This is a genomic window from Serratia sp. CoH_134_PS_4, from assembly GCF_058190535.1.
Genome location: NZ_JBXWKI010000007.1, coordinates 110257 through 131691 on the forward strand (window position 1 = coordinate 110257; position 21435 = coordinate 131691).

The following is a 21435-nucleotide window of genomic DNA, read 5'->3' on the forward strand; positions in this document are numbered from 1 at the left end:
CTACCACACTATGAGCAAAACACACTTGACCGAACAGAAGTTTTCCGACTTCGCCCTGCACCCGTTAGTCCTTGAAGCCCTTGAAAAGAAAGGGTTTCAACATTGCACGCCTATCCAGGCGTTAGCATTGCCGCTCACGCTCTCTGGGCGTGACGTTGCAGGTCAGGCGCAAACCGGTACCGGAAAGACGCTGGCATTTTTAGCGTCTACTTTTCACTATTTGCTTTCTCACCCGGCGAAACAGGATCGCCAGACCAATCAGCCGCGCGCCTTGATCATGGCGCCAACGCGTGAGCTGGCGGTACAGATCCACTCCGACGCAGAAGCCCTGTCCAAATCTACCGGCCTGAAACTTGGCCTGGCATACGGTGGCGACGGCTACGACAAACAGCTGAAAGTGCTGGAAAGCGGCGTGGATATCCTGGTCGGTACTACCGGTCGTTTGATCGATTACGCCAAACAAAACTATATTGACCTGAGCGCAATCCAGGTTGTGGTATTGGATGAGGCCGATCGTATGTACGATCTGGGCTTTATCAAAGATATCCGCTGGTTGTTCCGTCGTATGCCTCCGGTCGATCAACGCCTGAACATGCTGTTCTCTGCCACGTTGTCTTATCGCGTACGCGAGCTGGCTTTCGAACAAATGAACAACGCTGAATATGTTGAAGTGGAACCGGAACAGAAAACCGGCCACCGCATTAAAGAAGAGTTGTTCTACCCGTCCAACGAAGAAAAAATGCGCCTGTTACAGACGCTGATCGAAGAAGAATGGCCTGACCGCTGCATCATCTTCGCCAACACCAAGCATCGCTGTGAAGACATTTGGGGCCATCTGGCCGCCGATGGTCACCGTGTAGGCCTGTTGACCGGCGATGTCGCGCAGAAGAAGCGTCTACGTATTCTGGACGATTTCACCAAGGGTAACCTGGATATTCTGGTTGCCACCGACGTCGCCGCCCGCGGTCTTCACATCCCGCTGGTTACGCACGTATTCAACTACGATCTGCCTGACGACTGCGAGGACTATGTCCACCGTATTGGTCGTACCGGTCGTGCCGGCGAAAGCGGTCACTCCATCAGTCTGGCCTGTGAAGAGTATGCGCTCAACCTGCCGGCGATCGAAACCTATACCGGCCACAGCATTCCAGTGAGCAAGTACAACAGCGATGCCTTAATGAGTGACCTGCCTGCGCCTAAGCGCCTGGCTCGCCCACGCGGTGGCAACGGCCCGCGTCGTAACTCTTCGCCACGTCGTGGCGGTGCACCGCGCAACAACCGTAAACGTTCAGGCTGATAGACAATGCTCAGTTCCAGCGCACTTTATGCCGCGATCGACCTTGGCTCCAATAGCTTCCACATGTTGGTGGTGCGCGAGGTAGCCGGCAGTATTCAAACACTGGCGCGCATTAAGCGCAAAGTGCGCCTGGCAGCCGGGCTGGATCAGAACAACCACCTGTCGCAAGAAGCCATGCAGCGCGGTTGGCAATGTTTGAAGCTGTTCTCTGAACGCCTGCAGGACATTCCCCGTGAACAGATTCGCGTAGTCGCCACGGCTACGCTGCGTCTGGCGTGCAATGCTGATGAATTCCTACAGACTGCCGAGCAGATCCTTGGTTGCCCGATCCAGGTGATCAGCGGCGAGGAAGAAGCCCGCCTGATCTACCACGGTGTTGCCCATACTACCGGTGGACCAGACCAACGTTTAGTGGTCGATATCGGTGGCGGCAGTACCGAATTAGTCACAGGTACCGGCGCACAGGCAGCCCAGCTGTATAGCCTGTCGATGGGGTGTGTCACCTGGCTGGAGCGTTTTTTCAGCGATCGCAATCTGGGGCAGGAGAATTTCGAACGGGCTGAACAGGCTGCGCGTGAAATGGTGCGCCCTATTGCGCCACAGCTGCGTCAACACGGTTGGCAGATCTGCGTCGGCGCTTCCGGCACCGTCCAGGCACTGCAGGAAATCATGGTTGCGCAGGGTATGGATGAACGAATCACCCTGTCCAAACTGCGTCAGTTGAAACAACGTGCCATTCAGTGCGGTAAGTTGGAAGAGCTGGAAATTGAAGGGCTGACGCTGGAACGCGCGCTGGTATTTCCCAGTGGGCTATCCATCCTGCTGGCGATATTCCAGGAACTGGGTATTGAAAGCATGATGCTGGCTGGCGGCGCACTGCGCGAAGGCTTGGTCTACGGCATGCTGCACCTGCCAGTGGAACAGGATATTCGCAGCCGCACGATTCGCAACCTGCAACGTCGCTATCTGTTGGACACCGAGCAGGCCGAACGCGTCAGCCAATTGGCTGCCAACTTTTCGCAGCAGGTCAGTAATGAATGGCAATTGGATGCGCGATGTCGCGAGTTATTGCACAGCGCCTGCCTGATCCACGAAATTGGCCTCAGTGTTGATTTCAAGCAAGCGCCGCAACACGCCGCTTATCTGATCCGCCATCTGGATTTACCCGGTTTTACCCCGGCGCAAAAAAAGCTGCTCGCCACCCTGCTGCAAAACCAAAGCAACACCATCGATCTGCCGCTGCTCAGCCAGCAAAACGCACTGCCACCGCGTATGGCGCAACGTTTATGCCGGATTCTGCGCTTGGCCATCATCTTTGCCAGCCGTCGTCGCGACGACACGCTGCCTGCGGTACGCCTGCGTGCCAATAATGATGACGAACTGACAGTGATCCTGCCACCGGGCTGGCTTGAACAGCATCCATTACGCGCAGAAGCGCTGGATCAGGAAAGCCATTGGCAAAGCTATGTGCACTGGCCGCTCATCCTGGAAGAACAACGTTGATATGACAAGGGCGCTTACCGCGCCCATTCTTTTAGTTTCCGCCTTTGGCCTTGGCCAACTGGGCACGAATATTGGCCAAATGGCTCTGCCCTTTTTGCATTCGCTCTTGTGGACTAACCACCTTACGTTCACTTTCCCACGCCAGATCATCCTGCGGCAGTTCTAGCAAGAAACGGCTCGGTTCCGGTCGCACCAGCTCGCCATACTGGCGACGCTCACGGCACAGCGTGAAAATCAGCTCTTTTTGGGCTCGCGTGATCCCCACATAAGCCAGGCGACGCTCTTCATCAACGTTATCCTCGTCAATGCTGCTCTGATGTGGCAACAGCCCCTCTTCCATCCCCACCAGGAAGACATAAGGGAACTCCAACCCTTTGGAGGCATGCAGTGTCATTAACTGAACCTGATCCAGCTCCTCATCACTTTCACCGCGTTCCATCATGTCCCGCAGCGTAAAGCGCGTCACCACCTGCGTCAGCGTCATGGGTTCATCCAGCTCGCTGCCTTCCAGCATTTCCGTCATCCAACCAAACAGGGTATTAACGTTTTTCATGCGCATTTCGGCGGCTTTCGGGCTGGGCGAGGTTTCAAACAGCCAGCTTTCATAGTCTACGCCATGAATTAAATCGCGTACCGCGGCTACCGGCTCGCGCTCCGCCAACTGGGCAATGCCGTCCAGCCAACGGGTGAAGCGCTGCAAAGACTCCAGCCCACGGCCGGTCAGATGCTGACTCAACCCGAGATCAAAACTGGCACGGAAAAGGCTTTTGTTACGTTGGTTAGCCCACTCTCCCAGCTTTTGCAGCGTTGCCGGGCCAATTTCACGCTTCGGCGTATTGACGATACGCAGAAACGCGCTGTCATCATCCGGGTTAGTCAGGACGCGCAGGTAGGCCAGCAGATCCTTGATTTCTGGTCGTGAGAAAAACGAGGTACCGCCGGAAATTTTGTAAGGGATACGGTTTTGCATCAGCATTTTTTCAAACAGCCGCGACTGATGGTTGCCGCGATAAAGAATCGCATAATCACCGTAATTGGTTCGTTTCACAAAGTGATGGGCAATCAGTTCCCCCACTACGCGCTCAGCCTCATGATCCTCGTTATTGGCGGTCACTACCTTCAGTTCTTCGCCATAGCCCAGCTCGGAAAATAGCCTTTTTTCAAACACGTGTGGATTGTTGGCGATCAAAATATTCGCCGCCTTCAGAATGCGCTCGCTCGAACGGTAGTTCTGTTCCAGTTTGATCACCTGCAACGCCGGGAAGTCTTCCTTCAACAGCACCAGGTTCTGCGGACGTGCACCGCGCCAGGAGTAGATCGACTGATCATCGTCCCCCACCACGGTAAAACGCGCACGGTTGCCCACCAACAGTTTCACCAGCTCGTACTGACTGGTGTTGGTATCCTGATATTCATCCACCAGCAGGTAACGAATACGGTTCTGCCAGCGTTCGCGGACCTCTTCATTACGCTGCAACAGCAAGGTTGGCAGCAGGATCAAATCGTCAAAATCCAGCACGTTACAGGCACGCATGTGCGCGTGATACAGGCCATAGCAATGCGCAAAAAGTTTGTCGCGTTCCGAACGCGCCAGTTCCATAGCCTTTTTGGGATCGACCAGGTCATTTTTCCAATTGGAGATAGTCGAGATCAGCTGCGCCACCAGCGTTTTGTCATTCTCCAGCCATTTCTCGGTCAGGTCTTTCAGCAATGCCAGCTGATCCTGATCGTCGAACAGCGAAAAGTTAGACTTCATCTGCAACGCGGCATATTCACGTTTAATGATTTCCAGGCCCAACGTGTGGAAGGTGGATATCATCAGCCCGCGCGCTTCTTTGCGCCCCATGGTTTGCGCCACACGCTCTTTCATCTCACGTGCGGCCTTATTGGTAAAGGTCACGGCGGCGATGTGCCGCGCCTGATAACCACAGTTGTGGATCAGGTGAGCGATTTTGTTGGTGATGACGCGCGTCTTGCCGGAACCTGCACCGGCCAGCACCAGGCAGGGCCCGGTAACGAATTCGACGGCTTGTTGTTGGCTGGGGTTTAATCGCATGGCGCTTTATTGCTCGACTTTATAACGTGGAAAGGGATTGTAGCAGAAAGCCCCGATGAGATTTAACGGGTATACCCGTCATACTTGAAGCTGCGCCTGTGCTGGTTGCATCCACTCCCCCGAATCACTGACCTGAGAGCGCCCTTACCGCCTTGATACACCTCCAATTATTTAGGGTATATAATCAGCGCAATTTCTGTATCGATAAAGGCAATACCATGGCAAAGACGGCGTGCGCCCTGCACATTCTGGTAGACAATGAAAAACTGGCCGATGAACTGCTGGCCAAGCTTAAACGTGGTGTCAGCTTTGACACGCTGGCGCGCAAATACTCGACCTGCCCGTCAAAACGCAACGGTGGCTCTTTGGGTGAATTCAACAAGGGCACCATGGTGGCCGCCTTTGATAAAGCGGTGTTCAGCATTCCATTGTTGAAGCCCTACGGCCCGGTGAAAACCCAGTTCGGCTACCACATCATCAAAGTGCTGTACCGTAACTAAGGGGGCAAACGCCCCCTCTGTCGTTACTGTGCGCTGGTCTCTGGTGCGGGCGCGGTGTCGGTCGGCTTGACCTCTTCCGACACCACGGCAGGGGCCGGAGACATAATGCCGCTATAGGTTTCCTGTAGCTGCTTCATGCTCATCTCTGGCTCGCCCTTCGGCTGCATCAACACCAACGTCGCATCTTGCGAAAGCTGTAGTTTCAATTCCTGATTCAGCGCCTCAAGCGTTAACCCGCTCAAGAACTCCTGACGCAGTTTCTGATACTGCTCCGGTGCGATATCCACAACGCCACTCTGCTGCGAGCGCAGGCGCTGGCTCATCAGCACGTCCGTATCGGTACGGGCATAGGTGGCGAACAGCTTGCTCAGTTGATCGGTTTTCTGCGCCAGCAGGGCGTTAAACTCATCCTGCGACAGGCCATTGTCACGCACGTTAGCCAGCTCTCGTGCAATAAAGCTCAGGCTGTTGTTCAGGTTGTTATTCGGCGTGTCGAGATGAATAGCACATTGGGCACGCTGGTATTGCACGCGGCAATCAAAGCCCAAATGCAGGTTTTTCTGGTCGCTTTTTTCCAGCACCTGTTGGAGATGCCAGAACAATGCCTCACGCGCCATATCACCACGCCAATAACGGCTCAGGTTTTGCGAATCGCGGATCGGGTGCCATGGCGCATCCCACATAATCGACAACGTATCCTGCTTAACCTGTTCACTGATCAGGCTAACCGGCTGCGGTGGCAGCGGCGTCAACGTCGGCATCAGAGCGGGAGTTTCACGCTTGCCTTTCAGTGGTGAGAAAGCTTTGTTGATTTGCTCACCCAAGCTGCGGCTGTCCACCTTGCCCACAACGTATAACGTCATCGCGTCGGGGGTGTACCATTGCTGGTAGAATTTCTTCAATTGGTCGACATTCACAGGCCGTTTCGGCGGTTGAGCCGGATCGTGCGCCAACAGCGTTGAGCCTTTTAGGCGATAGCGCCACCAGGCATCTTTTGGGTTTGGCGGGAACGTGCCAACCGGATCGACACTAGAGTTCATCACCGCGTGCAACGTATGTTCGTCAATCGCCAGTTTGCCGGTGGTGTCGGAAAGCCACGTCAGCGCCTCTTTCAGCAAGTCTGGGCGGTTATTCGGCAAGCTGAGATTATAAATGGTGAAGTCATAAGAGCTGATGGCCGGAGGCAAAGGTCGCTCGCTGTCCACGCTCTGTTGCCACAGTGAACGTAACTGCGGTGGGGTAAAGCTTTCGCTGCGCGCCAATGACAGGCGCGGCAGCAGATGGGCAAAGCCAATCTGCTGCGAAGACTCGACGAGCGAGCCAGTGTTGACCATCAACCGCAACTCGACGCGATCGCTCGGCCGTTGCGGCGTATCGAGTATCTGCCATGAAAACCCGTTGGCCAACGCCCCCTGCTGCCAGGCAGGATCGGGTTGTAGTGCTTCAGCCTGCACGCTGCTGTTGGCTGCAGCCAACAGCAGCCCACCTACTATGAGATGAATTCTGGTGCCCTGCATGTGAACCCCTACTTAATTACTATCCAATTTCTTTATGCAAATGCGGATATTCCATTCACCGGAATATTAGGCTGCGACAAACAACCTACAAATACGCCCTGAGTTTCACAGTGGGGCGGAAAGCAGAAAGTGTACCATCGAGTTAGACCGCGCGCCTTTGCGGATGTCACTCATTAGTGTGAAAAATAATGGATAACCGATTTTTTAATGCAAGAATTCATTACGCGGGGGGATAAAACGTCACCGGTTGCGGCTGCAACCGGTGATTTGAGGAGTCAATCAGGCTGAAGGCAGCGTTTTATCGGCACCTGTTACCTGCTTGTTGGACAGGGTGTCTTGCAACTGCTTTTCATCCAACTGTTTACACCATTTAGCCACGACGACCGTTGCCACACCATTACCGACCAGGTTAGTCAACGCACGGGCTTCAGACATGAAGCGGTCAATGCCCAGAATTAACGCCAGACCGGCCAGCGGCAAGTGGCCGACAGCAGAAATAGTGGCAGCCAGCACGATAAAGCCGCTGCCGGTCACCCCTGCAGCCCCTTTAGAGGACAGCAACAACACCACCAACAGCGTTACCTGATGCACGATGTCCATATGGGTGTTGGTCGCCTGCGCGATAAACACAGCCGCCATAGTCAGGTAGATAGAGGTCCCGTCCAGGTTAAACGAGTAGCCGGTCGGAATCACCAAGCCCACCACCGATTTCTTACAGCCCAGCTTCTCCATTTTATCGAGCATCCGCGGCAGCACCGACTCGGAAGAAGAAGTCCCCAGCACGATCAGCAGTTCTTCTTTTATATAACGAACGAATTTGAAGATGCTGAAACCGTTGGCGCGGGCAATGGAGCCCAGCACCACCACCACAAACAGAATGCAGGTAATGTAGAAACAGGCGATCAGCTGACCCAGTTGCAACAGCGTACCCACGCCATATTTACCGATAGTAAACGCCATCGCCCCGAAGGCACCCAGTGGCGCCAGGCGCATAATCATATTGATAATGCCGAAAATCACGCGGGAGAAGCTGTCGATAACGTTGAAGATCAGCTGGCCTTTATCACCCAGACGATGCAGGGCAAAACCGAACAGTACGGCAAACAGCAACACCTGAAGAATGTTGCCACTGGCGAAGGCACCGATGACGCTACCAGGGATGATATCCAGCAAGAACGGAATAATGCCCTGTTGTTGGGCCTGTTCAGCATAAACGGCCACCGCCTTGGCATCCAAAGTCCCTGGATCGATGTTCATCCCGGCGCCCGGTTGGGCCAGGTTAACAATCAGCAGGCCAATCAACAGTGCAATGGTACTGACGATTTCAAAATAGAGCAGTGCGATCGCACCGGTACGGCCGACGGCTTTCATGCTTTCCATACCCGCGATACCCGTCACCACGGTACAGAAGATCACCGGCGCGATGATCATTTTAATCAGTTTAACGAATCCATCGCCCAGAGGTTTCATCTGTGCGCCAATGTCAGGATAGAAATGACCAAGCAGGATGCCCAGCGTAATCGCCGTCAACACCTGAAAATAGAGGCTCTTAAAAATAGTGAATTTCATATGAACATCCTTTGGGGGGGAAGACACGCACCAGGCGGTATTCTCGTTATCTCGCCTGTTCATCGCTTGCGCGGAAAATAACACCCACCTAACAACATGGAAATAATTTGTTGCACCAATAGATACATGTTGATACGAATTTAAGAGCTGAAACGCGCCAGCCCAAATGCAAGGCTGTGAATTGCGTAAGCATTTCTTTGCATTAACTCAAAAGCGGTAGTAAAGACAGGCATTCTCGGACGAGGCAGCGGGCGGGCGACACAGGAATCGCCCGAGAGATCAGAAAGGTAAAATCAGGCGGGTGGCTGGCAGAATTCGGCTTCAAACTCACTGCGCGGCAACGGGCGGGCAAACAGGAAGCCTTGCCCGCTATGAATACCGTGTCGTAGCAGCCAATCGCGTTGTTCGGCATTTTCGACACCTTCAGCCATCACCGGCAGCGCCAATACCTCAGAAATAGAACTGACGATACGCACCATGGCGTCATCTGTCGGCAGGCCCTGAATAAAGCTCTTGTCGATTTTAATCAAATCGATCGGCAGGCATTTCAATCGGTTCAGATAATTCAGGCTGGAATATCCCATACCAAAGTCATCCAATGCGATGGACAGCCCCAGGTCGTGCAATTCACGTAGCAAGGCCAGTGCACGATCGAGATCGTCAATACGTACCGTTTCGGTAATTTCCAGCAGCAACTTACGCGGATCAATGTGGTGCTGCGCAAGCACACTTTTCAGATGCGGGACAAAATCTTCATGCTGCATCTGGATGGGAGACACATTGACCGCCAGCGGCATGCTGATACCACGGCTCTGCCAATCAGCCAAAATACGGCATGCCTCCTCCAGCACCCAGTTACCGAGTGGCACAATCACCCCAAGCTCTTCAGCTAACGGGATTACATCTGCCGGAAGGGTATAGCTGCCGTCATACTGCTGCCAACGCAGCAGCGCTTCTGCGCCTATCACCGCATTGGACTGCATATCTATCTGTGGCTGCAAAAATAGCGTAAATCGACGCTGTTCAATGGCCTGCAGAATTTCACTTTCCTGCGTCAGCCGCTTTTGGGTACGCTCCGTCAGGCTCGGCTCGAAAAATAGCACCTGATTTTTACCTTCACGATGTGCTGACATCATGGCCGAAGTCGCGCTACGCAGCAGTTGTTCCGCACTCTCTCCCGAATTAAGGTAATGCGCGATACCGATGCTGGCACTTGGCCTCAACGGCATTTCCTGCAAGCTCAGCGGCGCATTGATCTGCGCCATGATGCGGCGTGCCAGCTGCATCGCATGGAAGGGGCGCTCAACGCCTTTGGCCAGAATGGCAAACTCGGTGTTGCTCAACTGCGCCAATACGCCGTTTTCATCGATACACGCACGCAGCTTTTTGGCCAGCGTCAGTAACAGTGACTCTCTCATCGCCGGATTGAGCACACCCGATGCTTCGTGCAAGGTTTCAATGCCAATCACCAGCAGATTAAAACGCTCGGGCCGCAGACTGGAGGCAATATGCTGTTCCAGCAACGCGGTAAACAGCGCCTGGTTCGGCAACTCTGTCACCGGATGGCGAGTGCTCATGCGGCTCATCTCCGCATAGGCTCTTGCCAACCGCTGCTGATTGCGGTTGTAGTTACGCACCAACAACCCCAACTCATCGTCCTGATGCAACGCTGGCAGCATCAGCTGGTGGTAGGGTGCTTCTTCCTGCGAAATATTTTCCAGCTCTTTGGCCATTGCGCGCAGCGGGTGCACCATCAGTCGGTTCATACACCAGCTAATGGCAATCGACAGGATTAACGCCAACAGTAAGTAAGTCGACAGCATGGTCGACAATATGCTGAGAATAAATTGGTACATGCGGAACGAATCGGCCTGCAGTACCAAATAAGCCAACGGCTGTGGGTTAGCCGGCACGCGCTCCAGTGAATAGAGCGGAACAGAAATCTGAATTGGCAACTCAAACAGGCGAGCGATCAGCGTGGGTACTGGCCGTTCCGGTGGGAAATTGGCGTGTAACGCCTGAAATTCATTCGGCAGCACGATATCTGCACGCGTCAGAATCCCTACCGGCAACAATGTGTTCAGCACACGTTTGGTTTCGGGTATATCCATGCGCAGCACCGCCTCCGCCAGAGGCTGGCGCACGGAGTGAGCAATATTTTCCAGTTGCTGGGCATAGTCATCCCTGCGCTGCTGCACAAAATGGAATAACTGGATCACGATAAAGATGCAGATCGTCACCAGCGCCACACCGGACACCGTTGCCATCTGTTTAATCGTTAATGAACGCCTGACCCGCAAACCTGCTCTCCGCTAATTCGGGCTGAAATAAAAAAGGGATGAATAATACCCATCCCTTGAACCGGTCTGAGTATACTCGATTGTCTAACGCTTTTACCCTGCCAAACCGCTGGCTCCCTAAGAAAACCGCGGGTTTCAGTCTTTTCCTAATGAAAGGCCGCGCCCCGCCATTGTCCGTGAACGTCGTTGGCGGGACGCAACCTGAACTCAGGGTAACAAAACTACCTCGAGTTCAGGCTGCTGACAAAGTCCGTTATTAGGGAGAGCGTGCCGAAGGGGCCGTCGCGGCTTGTCCGCCGAAGCACCTCCGGGGCGCTAGACCCGGGAATCTCGGGTTCAAAGACAACGTCGCCTTCAAACTCACACAGGGTAGCAAAACTCCCCTGTGTTCGACACTCCGAATCCACCTGAGGAGGGTTACTTAAAATCAGCGTACGGCGTCAGCGGTTGAGGCGGTAAATCCAGGTCGCCCTGCCAACCGGCCATCGAATAGCGTAAATAGAGCAATGCATGGCTCGGCGTATAGTCTTTCGCCTGTTGAATATCGATCCCGGCGCCCAGTGTCCAGTGTGAACTGAGGCGACGCTCAACAATGGCCCGCAGGGTATAACCGAAACCGGAAGAGGAACTGCCATCCTCCACGGCAAACTTGTCCGGCAACGAGTCCGGAATCAGCCCCTGCAACGGATAACGCGCCTGGCTGTTGGTTTTCGAATGGGACAAGGACACCGATCCACCCAGCTCCCACGACCAGTTCTCGGTACGCTGGCGATAATTGACCGGCACCGCCAGCGACATATATTGCTGCGGACTGTAGTAACCGCCCTGGCCGAGAGAGTAACCGCTCAAATCCTTCTGATAATGCCACAGCATGGTGTTCAACCCGACGGTCACTCTGCGGTTATCTTCGTTGATCAATTTGTAGTAATAACCCGCCATAAAACGCTCGCGCTGGTTATCTTCGACATTTTTACCGGTCAGTTGATGCGCACTGAGGTCGGCCCAAACGCCGTGTGCCTCGCCGCGATCGTAACTGGCGCTCAGACTGACCCCAGTGGCGCGTACTCCACCCCAGGTCGTGCCGGTGTTCGGATCTTTGGTACCGCCAAATGCCAGCAGCGAGCTGGATATCGGCCGGCGCGAGGCCGCCAATGTCCAACCAATGTGGTTCCAGTCGTTGCTGTAAGCCAGTCCGCCCACCCAATCGACGACATCAAAACCCATAGGTGTAGTGCCGACATCACTTTCCCAGCGATCGTTCTTCCAGCCAACCGCCACGCTCGTTCCGGTAGCTTTCTGATGTTCGTCGCCGCTACAGCCCTGAGTATTACAGGTGCCAAAGGTCTCATAATATTTGCCGTTGCTGTCGGTGGAGAATCTGCCGGCATCCAACTGAACGGTATCCGAACGGAAAAATGCCCGTCCGTCGTACAATGGCATGTCCACCTGCAACATGGTGTCGTGGGCTTTGTAATCAGAGATACCACCGGTACCGCTGGACCCCCAGTAGTCATAATCGAGCGTGACATTAACATCTTGCTGACGGTAGAGCTCCGCCGCATCCGAACGGATACCGCGTTTGAGCCAGTCATCACCCGGGTTGTTACGCGTCAGATAGGTATAGCTGTCGTTATCCGACGGAAGCTTCGGTGCAATGCCACTGGCCACCATCGCTTGTTTATAGTCCTGTTGCGCCAATGCTGGCTGCAATTGGTCGCCTTCGAGCCGTGCCGCATCGCGATAAATCAGCGCTTTTGCCTGGCTTGGCGGCGCTTGCTGTGCCGTCGTTTTCAGCCGGGTAAAGATATCCGTCGCTTTTTGTGGCTCACCAACGGCGTACCAAGCGTTAGCCACCCGTCGCTCAGTGTTGCTGGATGGATTGGGCACCGTCGTTTCTGTTTGTAGCCGCTGGCGCGCCTCGCTCAGTTTACCTTGCGCCACATACGCCTCGATTTCACCCAGTTGCACATCCGGGTTATTCGGTTCGCGCGCCCGCACCCGTTGATAGTCCGCCAGGGCTGCATCATAGTCACCACGTGCCAGCGCCCAATCTGCCAACTGGAGATCGATACGGGTATCTGTGGGTTGCCGACGCAGATAAGCGATCGCACCCGGTTCGTCGCCTGCGGCACGCAGTTGCTCGGCATGATCCAACGTCTGCTGCATTTTCAGTCGCTGCGCCAATTCCCGCATATTGTCGTTCCACTGTGCGCCAGGCAATGTATTCAACTCTGCCAGCGCTTGCCGATCGCGATCGCTACCGGAAAGATACAGCGCGTAGGCATACGCCAGCTGCGGGTTACCCTGCTGCTTTTGCGCCAGTCGCCTGAACAGGGCATCCGCCTGCCCAGGTTGCCCTGCCTGACGCAAAGTCTGCGCATAGTGATACGTCAGCCACACATCATCAGGATCCATCTGCTGGGCACGGCGATATTTCTCTGCCGCCTGGTGCCACTGTTTTTGCTCTGCAAGCCGATCGGCCTGTTCTTTGAGCATGTCGAGCTGCAAACCCTCTAAGGTGCTACGCAATTTATTTTGCTGGCTACGCGGCAGACTATTGAGATAAGCCAACGCCTTTTCAGGCGATTGGCGCTGGTAGATATTGACTAAACCGCGTACCGCGCTGCCGCTGCTCGGATCCAGCCGAAGTGCCTGCTGATAAAAACGCTCGGCCGCGGCGTCATCTTTACGCGCCACGGCAACGTCACCCAGACCGATCGCTGCGCTGCTATCACTGTTGTCTATCTGCCGTGCCTGTTGATATTTCTGCTGTGCCAACGTCAAATTGCCGGCTTTCAACGCCTTGTCACCTTCATCGACCGCCAACCAATAGCTGTTGCTCTTGATCAGGCTCTGCCATTTACTGCTGCCGTAACCGCTTTTATCAGCCTGTAATGCCTGACGGAACAAGCTTAATGCTTGCGGACGATTGCCGGCACGGGAATAGGCCTGCCCGAGTGCGCCAAGGACTTCAGCATCGTTGGGGGAAGCTGCCAGCGCTTTTCTCAGTTCAGGAATGGCAGCGCGGCTTCCTCCTTTTTCCACCTGAGCCAACCCGCGCACCCGTGCCAGATAGGCCGGATCCGACAGCAGTGCCTGTTGCCTCGCCAGCTCCTGCTGGGCACTGACGGCCTGATCGCCGGTTTCAAATACCCCGAGGAAACGGTTAAGGGCCGCAACACTTTGCGGGCTGACCGGCATCGCTTTCACTTTTTCCAACCACAGATCCGCAGCATCACCGCGCCCTGCGGGATCGGCCGCCACTTTCTGCAATAAATCGTAAGCCTGTGCGTCACGGTCCTGACTAAATAACATCCGTGCCAACGACATCCGCAGCGGCACGTTGCCGGAATATTGCTGATCCAGCGCCTGCAGTTGTTTCAGTGCTGCGGCTTCTTGCCCCGGTAACCGCGCAACCAGTCGCCAATATTCCACCGCCAGTTCAAGCGTCGGCGGATCACCGTGGAACAGGTCGTCATACTGGGCCTTCGCCTCCGGCAGGCGGCCGGCTGTCGCCATTAAGCGCGCCTGTTGCAGTTTCTGTCGGGTTTCGGGTTGCGTCAGCAGCATATTCATTTCTGCCTGACGATAAGCGCTGGACTGCGGTGCAATCTTTTTCAGCTTATCTAACTGCTGCTGCGCCAACGCCTGATTCCCCTGCCGCAACGCCAAACGCATACGAGCCGAAATCACGTCTGGGTTGTTTGGGTCCATTAACTCGAGCCGGTAAAGCGACTGACGGACCAATTCATCCTTATTGCTGGCCTCCCCAACCCGTACCTGTTCCAACAACCATTGCTCCGGCGCAACGGTTTCCGCTCCCTGCGCCTGCGGCAGCATTGCCAGACTTAAAGGCACCAGGCCTAGCCAGTTTATTCTGAAGTTACGCATTGGCTGCCCCAGGAGGGTTCAAGTTCACCCTGCCGATTAAAACGATAACGTTGTTGATCCCATCCCTGACCGAACAGCACCAGCGAGGCACTGAAATAGGCATCATCACCCGGTGGATTTTGCTTAATGCGTTGGCGCTGTACCTGCAACGCCTCGGGTAGGTTCGCCAGCATCGGCAACAAAGCAGCAGAGAAGCCCACCGGGCCGTCACCGCTGGTTTTGCCACTGGCCGTATCCGTTTTCTCCGGGGGGACGCCCTGTGTCAGTGTGGCTTGCGCTATTGGCTGCAATTGCTTGAGTAGCGCTGCCTTGTGTTTATCGTCATCCGCCAGCATGCCGGCCCACAGATAAACCCGGATAGCGTCATAACTGCCCATGTTCGGCTTGACGGTATCCGGTTGCCAACCTTTGCCGACCTGCCACACGACCCAGTCGGGTGAGAAGCCGTGTGGCGCGGTTTCCAGCCACAGTCGCAGATAGGTTTGCTCCATCGCCCGCCACGGGCCATTCAAGGCGGCAAAGCGGGCCAGCAGTTGGGGTGGCAGGTAGCTCGGGTTGAGTCGCCAACGGTCTTCAGCCACAAACCCTACCTTTCCCGGCAACAGCATCAGGCCCAGACCGGGAATATCTGCCACCTCTTCGCGGGCAATTCGCTGCAACAGCAACGTGCCAAGGGTTTGATAACGGCGACTGTTCCATAAGCGCCCCGCTTCCAGCAGATTGTAGGCAATCCATAAATCCGCGTCGGATGCAGAATTACTGTCCAGTACCGTCCACTGTTTTTTATCATTCTCGCCCCACAGCCAGGCGGGTAAATGGGCACTGAGATCGCCCGCGGCCAAATTGTTTTCCGTCCACGTCAGCAATTGGTCGAACGCAGGCCGATCGTTCGCTACCAGGGCGAAGAACATGCCATAGCTCTGCCCTTCCGAGGTGGTGATACGGTTCGGACTACTCGGGTCGATCACCCGCCCCTGCTCGCTGATATAAAATTGTTTGTACTGTTGCCAGGCCGGCCATTCGCAGGCCGCCGCCGCGCTGAAAGCGCACAGCAGCAGCATGCCGAATGTCAGACGTTTCAATGCCACAGGCATCGCGGTTAATCCCGATCTTCAGGCGACAGGCGACGGCGGCTAAAGATCCTCAAGCCACGCCACAGCATCAGCGCCAGAATGACCACCACCACGACCGCGATCACTGCAAGCCACACCGGATGGGTCGACAAGGCATGCCAGATGCGCTCCCACCACGGCAAGTGGCCGACATAATAAACGTCGCCTACGCGTAAGCTGTTTACGCCAGATTCACGAATCACCGCCACAGACCCAAACACGGCCGCACGCTTGCCGCTGTCCAACAAGGCGTTGTTCAGCAGATCGTAGCCACGCGGGCTGTCAGCCAGTAACGCGACTATGCTGCGTTGATCGTTAAACGGTGATTGCACCCCGATAATCGCCGACATCGCCCCTTCCGAACTGATGGTGGTTTTGCTGTCTGGCTTGGTGTCCTCCGCCAGTACGTCCATCGTCGGTAACGGCAACTGGCGTGTGGGCTGCTTCACCCAGCTTTGGGTGGCATCCACGAGCAGGTTGATTTTTTTGTCGTCCCGCAGCTCTGGCGGAATGGTGCCGATCATCAGAATATCGGCATCCCGATCCTTCGCCTGGGACCAATCGTCACTCACCGTCACCGCCAGGGTCGGATAACCGGTCTGTGCACCAATAACCCCCAGTGCGTTCAGCAACGCGCTGACCTGCGGCGGTTGCGGCTGCTTGTTCACCAAGACCAGCGTCTGCGACAAATCAGCTAAACGGCTGAAAGGGAAACCGGCATTCGCGAAGGCTCGTAGATCCGGCATCGCCATAAAGTGGCGGTAACCGGAGAAATCGATCGTTGATGCACCATCGATTACCGCATGGTTAGCGGTAAAGGAGTAAGTTTCACAACGCCCTTCCGCCCCGCTGGCCAGCAGCGTGGTGTAGTCAAAGTCGAAACGCAGTTGATTAGTCGCGCCCAGCCGCAGCGCCGGAATATTGACGTTTTTGTCCGAGTCGATCAGCCCTTGGGTCAGTGGCAAACGCAGCAACTGGGTACCCTGCTCGTGCTCAGGGACCAAAGAGTACGCCTGCACAAACTGGTTATTTAGGCTGACACTCAGACGCGAACCATCCTGAATACGGGGTGCGGTGTAGCGGTACTTCAAATGCATATCAATGCCGGTACTGCGAATCAGGAACAGGTCCGGCGGCAAGTTCATGGTTAGCGAGATCGGACCCGGTTCGATGCCACTGGTCTGCAGTTGTTCCGCATACTGCTGCAGCTCGGCAAAAGTCATAGGGCGATCGGTACGTACCCAGTTAGGTGCATCGTAAGGTTGACGGGGTGCCAATTGTTCGACTTTATCGACCGTGACGTTCTGCCCACGGAACAGAATGTTGCCCTGTGCAATACCTTTCACCGCAGTGATCAAATCGTTGTCATCACGCCCCTGCACCAGCAGCAGTTTGATGTACGGGTTGTCTGGATGGCTGATCATTTCCACCGTAGGGCCATTGACCGGCGGATAATCGCGCAAGAAGTCCGGGCGTTGCTTATTGGTGGCAAAGACGATGGCATGCTGTTTCGGCAGCTGGTTATAGAACACCGGGAACGATTGGCCACGCCACTGGGCTTTGCTGCCAAACCACGACGCCAGAATGCCCGCAGCACGTTGTTGGGTAACATCAGGCTGACCCGCAAACACCACTGGCAACGTCAACGGCCGATTGTCGCGGCTATCGAAGAAGGGTTCAGGGAAATGCGATAACTCGTTTTTCACCGGCAAGGTCTGGTAACGCAAGTTCAGTGAGCTGGATTTACTGATTTCAAGCCACAGCGTTGTACTGGCCGGGTTTTCACAAATATTCTGATAATGTCCGACGAAAACTAACCTTACACGGTTAAAATCGGTGATATAGCGGGGATCAATCGCCATCTGGATGCGATTCGGCTTGCCGAGTTGCTCTTTGGCAATGGTCGTCACGCCCATCAGTTCATCGTTGAGGTACACCTTGACGTGCGATTCCACCGGAATCAACGAAGGCGACGGGGTGAACTCCAAATCGAGCATCGCCTGCGACACCACTTCATCGCTGCGCACACCAAATTCAACCTGACCATCAGGCCGAGTACCACGCAGGGTAAAGGTTCCGGGCGGTGGGGCAATAGTGGCAAACGGCAGTTGTACGTCACGTACCGGTGCATTCGGATCCTGCGGTGCACCCGCGCCCATCGGTGTCGTCACCGACGCGTCGACGGGCACCGTCACCGGCGGTTGTGCCGCAACGGTCGGTGCGGTGGCAGTTTCAGCCTGAGACAAGGTGCTGATGCCTAAGGCCAGGGCGGTAAACCAGGTTATTTTTCTCGTCATCGTATCATCATCAATGTTAGAGCCTGATCACCAGGCAAGTGAACGGGCGATTTGCCTATACCACTGTCTCTTTTTGGCTGAAGATCGGAGCCCTACCGACACCGTGCGGGATAAATGACACTATCCACGCAATCAACGTCGTGAACCCGACCAGCAGGCGGCGCACCATCGGCGGTGCGTAATCCGCCATACGTACGTAACCCCGGAAGCCCAACGCCAGAACGTCGCGCAGGCTTTCGATCGGTTTATCTTCAGGGAACCCGTCCTGCCACAGCGCCCAGGTATCGGCACGGGCAAAGGTACACTGAATAAAATCAATATGTTCGCGGGTGCTTAGGTTAACCATGCGGACCCCGACCTTGCTGCCGAAGGCGCGGGTCACAACACATGGGAAACTGTATTCTTGCTGGCCACGCTTGAGTAACAGCGACACCTTGTCACCGTCTTTCAGCACATCCGCGACGCGCATCTCAATCCCTACACCACCGTCGGAATAATCGCGTAACGTGCAGGGGAACAGGTGCCCATCGGCCCGCGCGATCGCGGCCGGCATGGCAATCTCCACCCTATGTGCTTGGCGTACCTGCTTGGCCTCGACCGCCACCGCCACCGCACCCCCGAGGATCGTCATGTTGTACAGCACCCATACCAGGCTGATGATCACCGTCATGACCTCGTCCGCCGGGCCGTAACCCAAGCGCCAAATACCGAAAGCCAACCCGGCCAGATTTAATATCACCAGGAACATGTAGGGCCGGGTGATCACCCAGTCGACATGTTCTTCCTCCACCAATCCGCCTTTCGCTGTAACGTTGAATTTCCCCTTGTGCGGATTGAACAACGCCACCGTGGTCGGTCGGGCGATGTACCAAGCCAATACCGTTTCGTAGATCTCACTCCAGAAGGAGTGGCGGTATTTCCCTTGAATACGTGAGTTAGTCAGGCTGGCGTGGATCATATGCGGCAACACATACAACGCGATCGCCAGCGCCGGGGCAAAGATGATATAGGCGTGCAGTAACAGGAAGGCCAAAGGCGCGGTAAGGAAAATCAGTCGAGGAATGCCGGACAAGAAGTGCAACATGGCGTTGGCATAGCACAGGCGCTGCGCCAGCTTCAGCCCTTTGCCGAGCAGGGGGTTATCCAGCCGGAAGATTTGCACCATTCCACGCGCCCAACGAATACGCTGGCCAATGTGTGCCGACAGACTTTCTGTCGCCAACCCCGCCGCCTGCGGAATGCGGATATAGGCCGAAGTGTGTCCGCGGCGATGCAAACGCAGTGACGTGTGGGCGTCTTCAGTGACGGTTTCCACCGCAATACCGCCGATTTCATCCAGCGCACTCCGGCGCAAAATGGCACAAGAGCCGCAGAAGAACGTCGCGTCCCACATATCGTTGCCGTCTTGGACCAAGCCATAGAACAGCGTGCCTTCATTAGGTGTTTGACGAAAACGCCCGAGGTTACGTTCAAACGGATCCGGCGAGAAGAAATGATGCGGAGTCTGCAGCATCGCCAGTTTCTTGTCTTTGAAGAACCACCCCATTGTCAGTTGCAGGAACGAGCGTGTCGGCACGTGGTCACAGTCAAAAATCGCCACAAACTCGCCGGTTGCCTGCTTTAACGCGTTATTGATATTACCGGCCTTGGCGTGTTCATGGGTGGGTCTGGCGATATACTTCACGCCCACCTCTTCGGCAAACGCCTTAAACTCTGGCCGGTTGCCGTCATCGAGGATGTAGATAGTGACTTTCTCTTTCGGCCAATCGATGCCCAGCGCAGCGTAAATGGTGGGTTTCACCACCCCGAGATCTTCGTTATAGGTGGGCACCAGCAGATCGATTGTTGGCCAGGTTGCGCTATCTGCGGGCATAGGCACCGGCTGACGGTTGAGCGGCCAGACCGTCTGAAAATAGCCCAATACCAGCACCACCCAGGCATAGGTTTCCGCCACCAGCAGCAGCAAACCGCAGGTCAGACTGAGCGGGTCGTCCCAGTTCAGCGTGGCGGTATAGCGCCACCATAAATAGCGGCAAGAGACAGTCAGCGACAGCACAATCAGCATCAGCCCAGGCAAACGCCCCGGCACCCGGCGCACCACCATGGCAATCGCCCACAGGAGCAGCACAAACACAAACTGCGCCGGCAGGTCGAATGGCTGCGAAATGCACAAAATAGCGAGGGCCGCCGCCAAGACGCCGACAATGATAAAGAGTACGCGGCGCAGGCGCCGGTTCATCCGACCCAAACGTGCCACCGAGCGCTGCTCCAACCCGGCGCTTTCTAACCGTTGTGGGATAGTTTTCAACCAATTGGCATAGCGTAGCTGCAAGCGCTGCCAACCGCCGAAGCGAGTGTTTTCTCTCGGCGCGCGCTCAGTGCGGAATACCAGCAACCACAGGCCTTGTACCAGATAACGCAACGCATCCGCCGGGCGTGGGCGGTTAGGCGACAGATGCGGGAACCAATAGGTCCGTCCTGCCCGTAAACGCTGCCAACCGGGGGATTCCAAACGCAGAAAAATCCAGCTCAACGCCACCAGTAACGTGGTGAAAAAAGCGGTAAACGCCGAGGCCCCATGACGGCGGTAGGCACGATAACGCGCCTGTACCGCATGGTGAACAGGCGGTACCAATAGCAGGCTCATCACCCGGCTCATGGCGCCTTATCCTTCAGGTTGATCAAACACCAGTTAGCCAGCGTCAGTACCTCATCGGCAGCCAAGCTTTCCGGGCGATACTCGCCCAATGGCTGCTTCACGGCCATGGCTTCAGCCATCGCCTCATCGCGGTGAAGCACCACCGGCAACAGGCCGCCCAAGGTTTGCAACCACAGTTGGTGCAAATCCTGCTGCAGCTGACTGCCGGCAACGTAGTGATTAATCAGGAAATGGCAGCCGTCCGGCAATGCCTGCTGATGCAGACGCACCTGACAGTTGGCGTCTGGGGCAATCAGCATAAAGACACAATCTGCCAGCGGCAGCGCCTGCCGTGACAGCGCCTCATCATCGGCTGGCAGATCCAACAAGATCCAGTTGTACTGAGCACCGGCAGTTAGCTGTGCCAGATTGTCCTGCCAGCGGGTGGGGCGTTGCCGACACGATTGTTGTACATTCAACCGTTCCGTTAGGGTGAGTTGGCCAAAGGGCAAAAAATCGAGGTTTTCGCAGTAGTGCATCGCGCCCTGCCGCCAATCCCCGCCATCCTGCTCGGCACGTGCCCAACCGCGCGGCAGCTCAAACGGCATATTAAACTGCAGGCGCAGCAGGTTGTCCGGCGCAAAATCTATCGCCAATACCGACTCGCCCAGCTGTTGTAATGCCCAAGCGAGCGCTGCGGTGACCGACGTCGTCCCCATGCCGCCTCGCAAACCCTGCAGTGCAATCACTGGCAT

General features: G+C 55.6%; 12 protein-coding genes. 3 read left to right on the plus strand and 9 right to left on the minus strand.

The window, feature by feature from the left end; translation table 11 throughout:
- Positions 1-10 precede the first annotated feature (10 nt).
- Both rhlB and ppx read left to right on the plus strand, forming a co-directional pair.
- A complete protein-coding gene (rhlB, locus tag AC2FCQ_RS13010; protein ID WP_209637847.1) occupies positions 11-1297 on the plus strand; it encodes an ATP-dependent RNA helicase RhlB in 1287 nt (428 codons plus the stop codon).
- A gap of 6 nt (positions 1298-1303) precedes the next feature.
- Positions 1304-2800 (plus strand): exopolyphosphatase, encoded by a 1497-nt coding sequence (gene ppx / locus AC2FCQ_RS13015; RefSeq protein ID WP_209637850.1) that lies wholly within the window; start codon positions 1304-1306, stop codon positions 2798-2800.
- A gap of 31 nt (positions 2801-2831) precedes the next feature.
- On the opposite strand, the gene rep is transcribed toward ppx, so the two are convergent.
- On the minus strand, positions 2832-4856 hold the full coding sequence (gene rep, locus AC2FCQ_RS13020; RefSeq protein ID WP_490308360.1) for a DNA helicase Rep: 2025 nt from the start codon (positions 4854-4856) through the stop codon (positions 2832-2834).
- 218 nt (positions 4857-5074) lie between these two features.
- Between rep and ppiC the strand changes: the two genes are divergently transcribed.
- On the plus strand, positions 5075-5356 hold the full coding sequence (gene ppiC, locus AC2FCQ_RS13025) for a peptidylprolyl isomerase PpiC (protein ID WP_037422904.1): 282 nt from the start codon (positions 5075-5077) through the stop codon (positions 5354-5356).
- A gap of 23 nt (positions 5357-5379) precedes the next feature.
- On the opposite strand, the gene AC2FCQ_RS13030 is transcribed toward ppiC, so the two are convergent.
- The 8 genes from AC2FCQ_RS13030 to bcsQ form a co-directional block, all read right to left on the minus strand.
- Positions 5380-6873 (minus strand): M16 family metallopeptidase, encoded by a 1494-nt coding sequence (locus AC2FCQ_RS13030; RefSeq protein ID WP_490308362.1) that lies wholly within the window; start codon positions 6871-6873, stop codon positions 5380-5382.
- Between the two features lie 279 nt (positions 6874-7152).
- Positions 7153-8442 carry a dicarboxylate/amino acid:cation symporter gene (locus tag AC2FCQ_RS13035; RefSeq protein ID WP_209637856.1) on the minus strand — a complete coding sequence of 430 codons (1290 nt, stop codon included), beginning with the start codon at positions 8440-8442 and terminating at the stop codon, positions 7153-7155.
- A gap of 293 nt (positions 8443-8735) precedes the next feature.
- Positions 8736-10742: a biofilm formation regulator HmsP gene (gene hmsP / locus AC2FCQ_RS13040; protein WP_209637858.1), complete on the minus strand. Its 2007-nt coding sequence runs from the start codon at positions 10740-10742 to the stop codon at positions 8736-8738.
- A 417-nt stretch (positions 10743-11159) separates the two neighbouring features.
- Positions 11160-14633 (minus strand): cellulose synthase complex outer membrane protein BcsC, encoded by a 3474-nt coding sequence (bcsC, locus tag AC2FCQ_RS13045; protein WP_490308363.1) that lies wholly within the window; start codon positions 14631-14633, stop codon positions 11160-11162.
- On the minus strand, positions 14615-15727 hold the full coding sequence (gene bcsZ, locus AC2FCQ_RS13050; protein WP_490308364.1) for a cellulose synthase complex periplasmic endoglucanase BcsZ: 1113 nt from the start codon (positions 15725-15727) through the stop codon (positions 14615-14617). Before bcsZ ends, bcsC begins: the two co-directional genes overlap by 19 nt.
- A 5-nt stretch (positions 15728-15732) precedes the next feature.
- Positions 15733-18042 (minus strand): cellulose biosynthesis cyclic di-GMP-binding regulatory protein BcsB, encoded by a 2310-nt coding sequence (gene bcsB, locus AC2FCQ_RS13055; protein ID WP_490308365.1) that lies wholly within the window; start codon positions 18040-18042, stop codon positions 15733-15735.
- 55 nt (positions 18043-18097) lie between these two features.
- Entirely contained in the window at positions 18098-20701 is a 2604-nt protein-coding gene (gene bcsA, locus AC2FCQ_RS13060) for a UDP-forming cellulose synthase catalytic subunit (protein ID WP_490308366.1), read from the minus strand.
- Positions 20698-21435 (minus strand): cellulose biosynthesis protein BcsQ, encoded by a 738-nt coding sequence (gene bcsQ / locus AC2FCQ_RS13065; protein WP_209637868.1) that lies wholly within the window; start codon positions 21433-21435, stop codon positions 20698-20700. Before bcsQ ends, bcsA begins: the two co-directional genes overlap by 4 nt.